General features: G+C 50.5%; 12 protein-coding genes. 5 read left to right on the forward strand and 7 right to left on the reverse strand.

The window, feature by feature from the left end; translation table 11 throughout:
• Positions 1-4: 4 nt before the first annotated feature.
• Positions 5-1,015 carry a coiled-coil domain-containing protein gene (locus BD_RS15030; RefSeq protein ID WP_231839202.1) on the forward strand — a complete coding sequence of 337 codons (1,011 nt, stop codon included), beginning with the start codon at positions 5-7 and terminating at the stop codon, positions 1,013-1,015.
• Between the two features lie 34 nt (positions 1,016-1,049).
• On the opposite strand, the gene BD_RS15035 is transcribed toward BD_RS15030, so the two are convergent.
• A complete protein-coding gene (locus BD_RS15035; protein WP_231839203.1) occupies positions 1,050-2,183 on the reverse strand; it encodes a 3D domain-containing protein in 1,134 nt (377 codons plus the stop codon).
• A 143-nt stretch (positions 2,184-2,326) separates the two neighbouring features.
• Here BD_RS15035 and BD_RS15040 point away from each other — a divergent pair, with 143 nt between their 5' ends.
• Positions 2,327-3,616 carry an Hsp70 family protein gene (locus BD_RS15040; RefSeq protein ID WP_011165635.1) on the forward strand — a complete coding sequence of 430 codons (1,290 nt, stop codon included), beginning with the start codon at positions 2,327-2,329 and terminating at the stop codon, positions 3,614-3,616.
• 7 nt (positions 3,617-3,623) lie between these two features.
• On the opposite strand, the gene BD_RS15045 is transcribed toward BD_RS15040, so the two are convergent.
• Positions 3,624-4,418 carry a hypothetical protein gene (locus BD_RS15045; RefSeq protein ID WP_011165636.1) on the reverse strand — a complete coding sequence of 265 codons (795 nt, stop codon included), beginning with the start codon at positions 4,416-4,418 and terminating at the stop codon, positions 3,624-3,626.
• 280 nt (positions 4,419-4,698) lie between these two features.
• On the opposite strand from BD_RS15045, the gene ygiD reads away from it, so the two are divergent.
• The 3 genes from ygiD to BD_RS15060 all read left to right on the forward strand — a co-directional run bounded on the left by ygiD (position 4,699) and on the right by BD_RS15060 (position 6,507).
• Positions 4,699-5,475 (forward strand): 4,5-DOPA-extradiol-dioxygenase, encoded by a 777-nt coding sequence (ygiD, locus tag BD_RS15050; protein WP_173362291.1) that lies wholly within the window; start codon positions 4,699-4,701, stop codon positions 5,473-5,475.
• A 3-nt stretch (positions 5,476-5,478) separates the two neighbouring features.
• Positions 5,479-6,141 (forward strand): alpha/beta hydrolase, encoded by a 663-nt coding sequence (locus BD_RS15055; RefSeq protein ID WP_011165638.1) that lies wholly within the window; start codon positions 5,479-5,481, stop codon positions 6,139-6,141.
• A gap of 78 nt (positions 6,142-6,219) precedes the next feature.
• Entirely contained in the window at positions 6,220-6,507 is a 288-nt protein-coding gene (locus BD_RS15060; RefSeq protein WP_011165639.1) for a DUF3817 domain-containing protein, read from the forward strand.
• A gap of 57 nt (positions 6,508-6,564) precedes the next feature.
• On the opposite strand, the gene BD_RS15065 is transcribed toward BD_RS15060, so the two are convergent.
• The 5 genes from BD_RS15065 to folD form a co-directional block, all read right to left on the reverse strand.
• The gene (locus BD_RS15065) at positions 6,565-7,497 is read right to left on the reverse strand and encodes a hypothetical protein (protein WP_011165640.1); all 933 of its coding nucleotides are present in this window, start codon (positions 7,495-7,497) and stop codon (positions 6,565-6,567) included.
• Positions 7,498-7,764: 267 nt separating this feature from the next.
• Positions 7,765-9,069: a class I SAM-dependent rRNA methyltransferase gene (locus BD_RS15070; protein ID WP_011165641.1), complete on the reverse strand. Its 1,305-nt coding sequence runs from the start codon at positions 9,067-9,069 to the stop codon at positions 7,765-7,767.
• A gap of 3 nt (positions 9,070-9,072) precedes the next feature.
• Positions 9,073-10,176: an esterase-like activity of phytase family protein gene (locus BD_RS15075; protein WP_011165642.1), complete on the reverse strand. Its 1,104-nt coding sequence runs from the start codon at positions 10,174-10,176 to the stop codon at positions 9,073-9,075.
• A 1-nt stretch (position 10,177) separates the two neighbouring features.
• Positions 10,178-11,218 (reverse strand): aromatic ring-hydroxylating oxygenase subunit alpha, encoded by a 1,041-nt coding sequence (locus tag BD_RS15080; RefSeq protein ID WP_011165643.1) that lies wholly within the window; start codon positions 11,216-11,218, stop codon positions 10,178-10,180.
• Between the two features lie 13 nt (positions 11,219-11,231).
• Complete coding sequence (folD, locus tag BD_RS15085) at positions 11,232-12,098, reverse strand: bifunctional methylenetetrahydrofolate dehydrogenase/methenyltetrahydrofolate cyclohydrolase FolD (RefSeq protein ID WP_011165644.1); 867 nt, start codon at positions 12,096-12,098, stop codon at positions 11,232-11,234.
• Between the last annotated feature and the right edge of the window lie 185 nt (positions 12,099-12,283).

Raw genomic sequence — 12,283 nt, forward strand, 5'->3', positions numbered from 1 at the left:
GTCTATGACGAACTCTGTTCCTGATCACGAAAAACTTTTTGATGAGATCTGCGGCAAACTCAATGAGCTAAGCACACAACCGGAAGACGGTCCAGTGCCAGCCCCACCAAAGTATGAGCAGATGCAAGTTCAGATGAAAAAATTCCATTCAGAGCTGGTAGGCAGCCAGGAAGAACTTCGCGAGAAGATCAAGTCCCTGGAGAACGTGTCTTACGGTGCTGAAACGTTGGACGCACAACTGCAGGGCCTTGCCAATCAACTGATTGCGGAGCGCTCGAACAACACCAAGCTGAGCGGCGATCTGGCGAAGTCTTTGGAACTGAGCCTGCAACTGCAGCTGGAAATCCAGGGCCTGAAAGCGCGCGCCTTGCAAATGCAAAGTGAAGAAAAGAAATACAGCCAGGCACTGTTTGAAAAGAACAAACAACTGCAAAGAGACCTGGATCTGAATCAGGCGTTGAAAGACGAAACCGCCATGGAACTGATGAAAGCGAAAAGCGCTTTCGCCAAAGAACAGTCTCTATGGGAAGAACAGCGTGACCATTTCGAAAAAGAAATCCACAACCTGAAAGGTGAACGCCAGAACCTTCAGAACAATGTGGAAGAGCTGCAAACCATCATCACTCAGCGTGATGAGACCATCACTTCTCTGAATGAAGAGATCGAAAAGATCTCAACGTCCTTCAGCGAAGTGGAGGCTTCAGCGGCTCAGCAAAATGACGTTTTGAAGAATCTGATGTCCGTTGCAGAAACCAAGATTGTTGAAATGAAGCTGGCTTTGGATAAAAAAGCCCTGGAAGCGCAGGACTACTACAGTCACCTGCAGCAGGCTTTGACTCAGCTGGGTGTTTTGAAACAAGAAAATGGTGCGTTGAAAGAATACGTAGCGAAGCTGAACTACTACCACCAGCAAGCGCAACACGCGCAGATGGCGGTGGCGCAGATGGCTCAGGTTGCTGCCGCTCAGGTTCAGGGAACTCCGGTTCCTCAGCAGCAACAACAGATTTCAACTTAGTTCTTTCCTTTTCTCAGGCCTCGATCACGCGGGACTATTTGGTGACCGCGTGACGAGGAAGATCCGGATACGATCTGTAGTCCAACACTTGCTTGGCCGCATCACCCTTGATTCTAAAATACGGAATGTTGGTTTTCACATCGCCCAAGCCCAGCTTCTTAAACGGATTCTTGGCGTTGTTCCAGCTGTAGTGCCCGGTAAAGAAGTCAAATCGGCCCAGCCCCTTGATGCCATGACCACGGTCACGGATCACAAAGTAGCCACTGTGCTTGGAACCATCTGGCAATTCCAAACCCACCACCGCAGGAATGAAAATCACCTCACCCGGCTTATAGATCGTCAGATCCGCTGCCAAAGTATAGAACGGATCAAGACAGGAGCTGCGCACACCATAACCGAAACGACAGCCGTCTTCCGGGATTTCAAAGAAACGATCCTGACCCTGGAAGTTACCGATGATGTTAAATGTGTGAGTCACACCTTTTTGCACAACTCCGCAGGTGCCCTGCAGTGAGCACGCGGCTGCGGTTTTTGGACAAACCTTCAACAACGTCTTACCACCCTCACCATAAAGAGGTCTTTTGGTGTTTGCCGGGCACAGGGTTGATTTGTCTTCATCAATAATCACAAAGTAATAAACAGTCGGCTTCAATACACCCGGGCCCACCATCTGACTGCGGGGTATGGATGGAACTTCAGGTTCCTCTTCGCTGTTTTCCGGGGCTTCTTCAGCAATTTTTTCCGGCACCACAGGTTTGGCTGGTTTGGGTTCTGATTTCGGTTCCGGTTTGGTTTCTGGTTTGGTCTCCGGCTTCGGAGTTACAACCTTTGGAGCTTCCTCTTTTGGCTGCTGTGGTTTTGGAGCTGGCGTCTTCGGCGTCTCCGCAGGCGGCGCTTCTTCCTTCACCGTTTCAGTCTTGGTGGCATTCGCATTTTTTGGGGCCTGAGTTTTTTTGGGAGCGATGACTTCGATCACTTCCTCTTCATCAGTGCCCATGGCTTCTTCATAGCCATAATAGCCGTAGCTGTCCTTATTCACTTCGGACGGCAGCTGATTGGTACCTTGAGTGGCGTGGAATGTATGAACTCCAGCCTTCATCTGCCCGCAGGCCGACAACGCCAGCAAAGCAGCTAACAGACTAGGTATTGCAATATGTTTCTTACTCATATTCAAACTCCTGACCTTGAGACGGGCGCAGAATACCAAGGTCCCCATGAAACCCGGGATTTTTGTGTTCCCCTTGAAAAGATGAAAAACGAGGTGACGAAAATAGGTACCGATAAAAACCGGTGCCATGTTATTCTACTGTAATGAGCACAGACACTTTTCTATCCATCGACTTCGGCACAAGTAATTCCCTGGTAGGCGCTTACCATCAAGGCAAGCGTTATGAGGCCCTGACTTTGGATGAAAAAGCCTCGGATCCGACCATGATGCGGACCCTGCTCTATTTCCCGAACCCGGATCTTTGCTACTATGGCGCTGAGGCGATTGAGCAGTATATTCAGCAGGATATGGAAGGCCGTCTGTTCCGCTCTTTCAAGTCCCACCTGCCCAATCAGAACTATCTGGGAACGGTTCTGGACAACCGCATCCTGACCCTGGAAACCCTGATCGGGGTTTTTCTGCTGGAGTTGAAAAAACGAGCTGAAAAAAGTTTAGACACTGAGGTCACCAAGGCCGTGATCGGAAGACCGGCTAGATATTCCATGGATTCGGTGGCGGACGGCTTTGCCCTGCACCGGATGCAAAAAGCCGCGGCCTTCGCTGGCTTTAAAGAAGTGCAATTTGTTCCGGAACCTTTGGCGGCCGCCTTTGACTACCGCCGCCAGCTGACCTCAGAAAAGATTGTTCTGATCGGGGACTTTGGCGGAGGAACCTCGGATTTCACCCTGATCAAGCTGCGCCCTTCCGGGTTCTCGAAAGACGACGTGCTGGCCATCGATGGCTGCCCGCTGGCGGGGGATGCCCTGGACAGCGTATTTATGAGTCACAAGCTGAATGAATATTTTGGTGCCAAGTCCCGCTATCGCCTGCCGATGGGAAGCAACGTGATGACCATGCCCAAAGGTGTGACCCTGCGCCTGAATCATCCCGCGCACATCGTGCACTTGAAAGAAAAAGACACTTACGAATTCATCCGTGAAGTTAAAAAGTGCTCTTTGACCGCCAAGGATGCCGAAGCCGTGGAAAGATTGTTCGTCCTGATCGAAGACCAGCAGATCTTCCCGTTCTTTGAAAACATTGAAAGAACCAAACGTGCTCTTTCCAACAGCAATGAGACGGATTTTGAATTCGATTATCCGGGTCTGGAAATCAGCGAACACTTCACCAGTCCGCAGTTTGTCGAATGGGCCAAAGACACCCGCGAAAACATCTTTGCGTCCCTAGATCAGTGCCTGAAGGACGGAAACGTCACAGCCGATCAGGTGGATCTGGTGTGCCTGACCGGCGGAACTGCCAAAGTGCCGTTCATTCAGAAGGAATTTGAAAAGCGTTTCGGTCTGGAGCGACTGCAAACCCAGTCTCACTTCCACTCGGTGCTTTCCGGCCTGACAGAAGCGGCGGGCTTTGTGGCACAAGGAACTCAGATTCTTTAAGCAGGAGCTATTTCTGCCCCTGCTTTTTTTGCGTAAGAATAAAGCGGACCGACATATCCTTGGCAAAACCAGACACCTTCAAGCTTGCGAAAGACCCCTCCTGCAGGCGCTGCACGGGGGTTTGGCCTTCGGCGACCTTGGAGCCGCCCATTGGGATTGCAGTGAAGCTTAACATGGTCGAAAAAGACTCAAGGCGATCCGGACGATTTTCAAGGCGGTAAGAGGTCGAATCCACGAACATACGTATTCCGTGACGCTCTTCCAATTCGCCAGGCGCTTCGTAGCGGTATGAAATTCCATAAAAATCAGATCTGCGATTGAACAACTGCTCGGCCTGATAGTCACTGTACTCGATCATCGCACAATCGCCATTCACACACCATTCAGCCGACAAACTGACTGTCGGCAACGGAGCTTGAGGAAAATAAAAATCAGGCAGCGCCGCGACGCGAGTGTGCACAGCGCAGTCCCGATCATCCAGACAGATCTGCAAATCCAGATTCTGCTCGGTGATGGTGAGGGTTTCAACAAGACCTGTCTCGAGGTTCACAAGTTGCCACTGACGGCCATCGTTGTTTTGAATTTGATATTTAACTTTATAGTAGTGCGCACCCAACGAGATCACACGATCCACGTGATCTTTGGCAAAGACATACCAAGAACGAAACAGACCCGGATATCCTTGGCCGCCAGAAATATAGTTTTCCGCCACCCACGCGCCTTCAACGGCTCCGGCCCGGGCAGGCCCGCCAACGATACAAACCACCAGACACAAAAGAGATGCGGTAAAAAAGTTTCTCATAGAAATAAGCCTAACTTCGCTTCCTCACCGAGTCACAATGCAATGTGATAGAAGCGCACTGTTCCACCCGTGCAACAGTGATTTGCATTTCCGCGGCCTAGCGAAACAGTCAAAACTAGCCGATAATCAAAGCATGAAACTTCCTTCCCGGCCTTTCAGTCGCAGATCTTTGCTTTTCGGTGCCGGCAGCCTTGCTGCTGTCGCCGGGCTTAGTCAGCTGACCTCGGCCAAGGAGCTGCTTATGATTTTCGACCCCTCCCGCAAAAATGACTCTGCAAAAATGCCCGCTCTGTTTATCGGTCACGGCAGCCCTATGAACGCCATCGAAGACAATCAATACGGTCAGCGCTGGCTGGAGCTGGGTCAAGAGATCGGAAAACCCAAAGCGATTCTTTGTGTGTCGGCCCACTGGCTGAGCGCCGGGACTTGGGTCACCCAAATGGAACGACCGCGCACGATTCATGACTTCTATGGTTTCCCCCAAGCCCTGCACGATATGCAATACCCGGCTCCGGGAAATCCGGAACTGGCAGCAGAGCTTCGCCGCCTTTCCAAGAATCCAAAAATTCAAGCCGATGAAAAATCCTGGGGCCTGGATCACGGCACATGGTCCGTGCTGGCCAAGATGTATCCCGAGGCCGACGTGCCGGTGGTGCAACTATCCATCGATATGTCAGAGCCCGCAAGTTTCCATCTGGAGCTGGGTAAAACCCTGGGCCAGTTGCGTGAACAGGGTGTCTTGATTCTGGGAAGCGGAAATATCGTTCATAACCTGCGTCGCATGGACTGGAATCAGCCGCGCAAGGGTTTTGACTGGGCTGAAGAATTTGATGAATGGGTGAAGGCTCGTCTGATCGATCGCGATTTTAAAGCCATCGGTGATGACTATGCCAAAACCCTGGCGGGACAACTGAGCGTGCCGACGCCGGATCACTATCTGCCTTTGCTGTATGTGCTGGGTGCCGCCGATGAAAAAGACAACCTGAAGTTTGAGCTGGAAGGCTTTGACATGGGAAGCATCTCGATGCGCGCGCTGAGCTTTGGCAGAAAGGTCTAAGTCATGAGCCTGCAATACATCTATCGTCCGGCAAAAGTTAAATCCTCTGAAAAATCCCCCGTGCTGTTGTTGCTTCACGGGGTTGGCTCCAACGAGCAGTCACTGCTTTCACTGACTGAGGGACTCGATCCCCGCTTTGCGGTTTACAGTTTGCGCGCTCCTCTGGTTTTGGGGGCCGGAAGCTTTGCGTGGTTTCATGTGAATTTCACTGCCCAAGGTCCTTTGCACAACCAGCAAGAGGCCGAACAATCGCGAAAGATCCTGATTGATTTCATTCGTACCTTGCCAAAAGAAAATCCGGACATCGACGCTGAGAATATTTTCGTTCTGGGATTCAGCCAGGGTACGATCATGGGACTTTCTTTGGCTTTGACCGAACCCGATCTGTTCAAGGGCCTTGTCGCCATTTCCGGGCGCACACTGCAGGAAACTTCCGCGCAAGCCAAAGAGCGCACCTATTCGCGTTCACCGAAAGTGCTGCTGATGCATGGACGTCAGGACAGCAAACTTCCCTATACTCACGGCTTGAACACCGAGGCCGTATTGAAGGCCGCCTCATTTGATTTTCAATTTGAAAGTTATGAAGCAGACCATCACATCACGCCGCAGATGCTTCAGGACCTGCACCAGTGGCTAATAAAACGCATTTCAGCCGGACCGCAATGATTTGCTGCGGCCTCTCAGTTACATTTTTGCTGCACAATGCGCTAACATTGGGTATCTGAACGACTAAGAGGTGAACTTATGATTCAAGCATTCCGTATTTTGGGTTGGCTCGAAGGGGCTTCCTTCCTGATTCTTCTTTTGATCGCTATGCCTATGAAATACATGGCCGGCAATCCCGCTTTGGTTAAATCCATGGGTCCAATCCACGGTTTCCTGTTCATCGGTTACATCCTGATGGCAAACTTCATTGCCAGCGAACTGAACTGGTCTATGAAACAAAGAATTCTTTCCTTCGCAGCCGCCGTGCTTCCCGCCGGCACTTTCTGGTTTGAACGTAAATATCTCGATAAGAAAGAGACTGTTTAGGAAAAACAAAAAAGGCCCGGAAACGGGCCTTTTTTATTTTCCAGAAGATCTCTTTCTTTACCTAACTCCGCCAAGAGTGCTCATTGCATAATCCATTCTTACTTTGAACTCATCAGACCTGAGATAGTCGTATGCTCTTTTGCCAAAAATGACTGCATCAAAATCTTTGCCCATCTTTTTATTCAGATAGATGGCCACTACGATGGCTGGAATTAATCCGACGACCACAGGACCCGGCACTAACGCCGAAACAGTAAAGGTGGCGCCAGCAATGATTCCTCCGCGCGAAATGGCTTTGCCACATACCAAAGAATTGTATCCCATGGCCATGGCAACAACTGCAATTGCCAGAGTTAAAGGATTTATAGACACTGCACCGCCGACCAATAGCGCACCAATCGTTTTTGAAAAGTTCTCTTTGTCTTCCTTCTTCCATGCAAAGAACAAACCCACCGCACTCAGCGTACCGGCAAGAATAGCTTCAACAGCCTCCTGGCCATTAACTGTAACCAAGTCCCGGGCCGTCTCTTCATCAAAGACTTTTCTTAGGATTAGATAAAGGTTCTCTGTTAAATCGCCGAAAACCGGCATTCCCGCCGGAGAGGACAGATCCGTAAAATATGCTTTTGACCATTCTTGAAATATTTCAGAATTCGACCAGTCGTTCTCTTTCCCAATCTGTCTGGCGCGCTCGATCGATTCAAAGAATGTGTGTCCGCCATCAAGTATCCTATGGTTAGAGGGTGAAAACTTAAGCAATGTATCAGCATCAATCGCTCCGACGCCTGATTTCAGAAAATCGGAATCCATAGCTTTTGATACTTCAGACTTATAGGTATTCAAGGATTGAAACCAATCCATTGAAGACACTTGCTGAGATATAACTGAAGCAGATGAAACACCTACCGCGAAGAGGGACTTCGATTCGTTTTTAATTTTTTCAATTGTTTCATCAGCGATACCGATAGCTTCAAAGAGAGTCTTCTTCATTCACAACCCCACTCTTGCTACATCGGCATAAACAAAATTTAACTTAAAGGCTGCATCACTTCGAGACAGAGGCTTTTCGGCAAAAAACTAAACGCATCGCTTCGGAAAAAGTAAGTAGGTACCTTTTAAACCAATATCAAAGGTTGCTCAAAACGGTTCAGCCGCAAGGCGGAGGGGGTCGGCTGCCACGGAGGCGTGCTCCTAGCACGTCGGAGAGCAAGACGGCCCCCGACAACGCAGTCGGATGGGCCGTTTTCAGCGACCGCCTTAATGCACGTAGTGGACGTACATTTTTAGGTAGAACCCTTCCGGGAACTGCATCAGTGTCGGATGGTCAGCCGCATGGCCCCCGCGCAGAACGCTGCGAAGTTCGGCGTAGTTTCTCAAAGACGCCTTACGAATGGCATCGCGGAATTCTTCTTCTTCCAGCAAACCGGAACAAGAGCATGACGCCACAAATCCGTTCTTTTTGACCAGACGGAATGCGTGCGTGTTCATCTTAAGGTAAGCGTGCTTCCCGATTGGGATGTCTTTTTTGGATTTGATAAACGCCGGTGGGTCCGCGATCACGATGTCATAGTGAGTGCTTGGCAAAGCCGCCAAACCTTCAGACACGTCCATTTCGTGAACGATGACTTCCGCCCCTTCACGTTCGGCATTCTTCTTCGCGAAAGCCAATGCGGTCTTGGAGATATCTGCCAAAGACACTTCCACTTCAAAGCCCAAAGACTTCAAAGCACGTGTGATCTGCGTGGACCAGTGACCGACATAGCAGCACAGATCCAAAACACGGATCTTGCGCGGCTGTTGGGTTTTGGCCCAGTTCTTAAATAACCCCACTGCCAGGAAGATGTTGTGAGTCTGATCCAGGAAGAAACCCGTTTTTTGGCCTTCAACCAGATCACAGCTCATGGTGATGGTGCCGTCGTCACCTGCGGCGTTTAGCACGATCTCAACATCGCGCAGGTTCATGTCCGGCAGATCCTTGATCAGGCGCGGTTCTTCAACCTGCAAGCCTTCAAGCTTGCGCACACCCACGTCGTTACGAATCACCACAGCCGTTTGATCCCAGCCAAACTCGGACAGACCTTGCGCATGAGCTTTTTCAGCCAAACCTTTGAAGAAGCCTTCGGCATCCTTCAGGGCTTCGTTCATTCCCGCCGTCACCAACTGGGCAGCAAAAAGCTGAGCACGTTTGCCGTTTTGTACGATCACATAGTAATCCAGAACCAAACCTGGGATGAAATCAGATTCGCCAAACGCCAGACGGAAGCTGCCACGGAAGCCCGCAGCCTTTCTTACGCGCCAAGAGTTGAAGATCTTTTCATGAAGGAAGTCAAAACTGGTAGGATCCTTGTCCTGGCTGTTGAAGCTCAACGCACGGAAAGAAATCAGGGAATGAGGATTGCCGTAACCGCGGGCCAAAAACTGCCCCTTGGAATCCTGAAGCTCTACCGCCGCACCTGCGGGATGACCCTTAGGGCTTACCAGCAGCTCGTTTGAGAACACCCATGGGTGTCCACTGCGAATTCTTTTATCGGCTCCCTGACGAAGACGCCACACTGTCATCATAAACTATTCACCCTCAACTGCGAAAACAACCAACTCGGTGATTTCTTTTTTTGAAAAATTATTGTCACTCATTATCAGCAAACTGCGCCGGCCATCCGGAAGTTTCGGCCCCCAGGCCAAAGCTTCAAAGTTCTGCACACGTTTGTCGCCACGTTTTTTACCAAGATCAGATTCAAAATCCACCAGCTTTGTTTTTTCAACACCCGTGAACTTCGCACCTTCCAACTTACTCACACCCGAAACGTCCGTGCCCTTGGCAAGGTCCACCAGATACAGCGTGATCGTATTGGCCCAGATCTTTTTCGGCAGCAGGCGCACTCCGCGTTCCAGCACAATCAGCTTTGTTTCACTGACAGCCAGGATTTCCGAAGCCCCGCGGAAGACTTCTTTTCCCCCATGCCCGTCTTTCAACGGATCCAGGCGATAGGCGTACTCGGCCACCGGCTGATAGCCTTTTTCAGGCTTGTCTTCGTACTTGAGAATTCGCAGCCAGTCGCCTTTTTCCTCTTCCCCGGCGACATAATCCTGAAAAAGGGAAGTTTCTACACTCGCAAACAGCACCTTTCCGTCATTGGAACTTGAGAGTCCCTCAAACGAAAGGTTGTTCTGCACGCCCTGCTTTTGCTGGCCGATGGATTCAGGTAAAAACTTGGCCGGAATGGGCAGGTCAGCTTTCCACGCCCCTTGCGGATCTATACGAAAGATCCGGGGCATTTCGCGGGGTTTGGAGTTGTTGTCGCCCTCAGAAGAAACCAGCAAATCCCCTGACGGCAACAGCGCCAGCCCCTCGGGATCCAAAATCGCGGCCCGCTCCCCGGTTTTGGGAAGGCCCGAAATAAAGCTGACGGATTTAGGATTTAAAGAAACAGACTTCCCCGAGATCTTCAGGTCAAAGCCGTAAAAGCGAGGCTCCCCGAACTTTCCACGATCATCAGAAAGCGCCCACAAGGTGTCGCCATTGAAGACCATGCCGGAAAGACCACCGATGGTGGTCTTTTTGAACTCGGTACCGGTTTTGATGGAGGTTTCACCGAAATGTTCCAAACTCAAAGCCTGCGCTTTGAGTGAGAACAGCAAAACCAGGCAAATTCCGGTTCCTCGAAGCATCTTAACTTCTCCAGCGAAGCTCAGTTTCTTTCACAGGGTGATTGAATTCACGTTTACCCTCAAGATGGTCATGGTACTCAGTTTTCAAAGCATAGTACCACTTGGCTTGAGTGTCGGCGTCCTTGATCAGCATCAGACTTGGATCATAACGTAGACCGTCTTGCTGTTTGGTCACCGCATCCATGTCCTGACCCAGGAACTTTTTAGAGAATTGATGAATCGCCGGCTTCAAAAGTGTCAGCCAAGGGATGTCCCAGTACGCCAATTGAGTCACACGCGTGTTGTTTTCATCCACCGGAGTCAGCGCCGTATAAGAATAGAAATTACGAGGACCGACTTCGATATGCTCGACACGCACGCAAGGAAGCGTGAAGGTGATCTCGGTCGTCGGAGTGCCGCCAAGGATCTTATAAGCCTTGGAATTTTTCGAAGGCTGGTGACGAACCATCTGGAAACCGTAATTTACCGGAGCAAATTTCTTTTTCTTTTCCAGCATGGTTTTTTCAGAACGCCAGAACCAGCTTTTGTGCACGTAAGGACCGTGCGCCGGGTCCATCAGGCCGATCACCGCGTGATCGACGTGACATGGGAAGTTCACCACGTAAGTCAGATTCGGTTTCACATCCGCCGGGAACGCTTTCATCACCGGAATCGCCGGTGCTTTGGAAACATCATAGTCCTTGTCACCCACAAAGACCCAGATCAGGCCTTGAGCTTCGTGAACAGGATAAGAGCGCACTTTGATTTTATTCGGATTCAGTTCCTGATCCGGGCACAGGGAAGGAATCTCGGTGCACATGCCGGTGCCGTCAAACTTCCAGCCGTGATAAGGGCATTCGATCTGATCATTCACCACGCGGCCATAGCTCAGCGGAATGCCACGGTGGGGACAGATATCACGCATCGCCGACACTTTGCCTTTAGAATCACGATAGAACACGATGGGCTCACCCAAGATCTTGCGGGCCGTGGCTTTATTCACCGCCAGCTCTGCACTTGGAATTCCCACATACCAAACATTTTTCAAAAATCCGCTGTACATAAATTCCTCTGAACTAGAATTGAGGGTCGCGGGCGCGTTGCTCCGCCAACTGGCAGGTGTTCTTCAGAAGCATGGCAATGGTCATCGGACCTACACCACCTGGAACCGGAGTCGCTGCCTTCGCCCAGCCATCAAGCTCTTCAAAGCGAACATCTCCACAGAGTTTTCCGCCCTGGCCTGAGCCGTGCATACCCACATCAATCACGATCGCATCTTTTTTAAAATCTTCTTTACCCAAGAGTCGGGCCTTACCAGCCGCGACGACAACCAAATCCGCCTGCTTAGTGAGCTCTGACATATTGGAAGTTTTGGAGTGGCACAATGTGACTGTCGCGTTGGCTTCAGTCAAGAGCAGAGCCATGGGTTTTCCCACAATATTGCTGCGACCAACGACCACGGCCTTTTTCCCCTCCACCGGGATTCGATAATGTTTCAGAATCTCCATCACTCCCGCCGGAGTGCACGGGCTGACCAGGGGTTTTCCGGCAAAGAAATAACCCAAGGATTCGTAAGTCAGACCATCGGCATCTTTTTCAGCGGAAACAAGCTTCAAAACCTCGTCGGAACTCAAGTGCTTCGGCAACGGGAACTGAACCAGAATGCCGTCCACGCCATTGTCGTTGTTCAGTTTGCTTAGAATCTGATTCAGTTCGCTTTGGGTGGTTTCGGCCGGCAGAGTATGGATCGTGGAGGTCATCCCGATTTTTTCGCAGGCGATTTTTTTGTTCTTAACGTAAACGTGGCTCGCCTTATCGTCGCCGACAATGACGACCGACAGCTGAGGAGCCCGGCCATAAGTTTCTTTAAACTTTGCCACTCGGGGAACAAGGGACGCACGCACCTCTTTCGCGACTTCTTTTCCGTCAAGAATCAGCACCATGACCTCCCCTGTTTTTTGAGCCTTAAATTTGCGTCATTTCTGAACAAAATTCAATACTTATTACCACTTTGGCGTTTCTCCACGACATCTTTACCCTCGTCGTCTTTAAGCTGCCAAGACCCGGTTTTTACTTGCGTCAGCCGGGGCTATCGGGTTACAAACCCTCTATAACTAAGGGGATTTTC

The sequence above is a fragment of the Bdellovibrio bacteriovorus HD100 genome (genome assembly GCF_000196175.1).
Taxonomy (GTDB): Bacteria; Bdellovibrionota; Bdellovibrionia; order Bdellovibrionales; family Bdellovibrionaceae; genus Bdellovibrio; species Bdellovibrio bacteriovorus.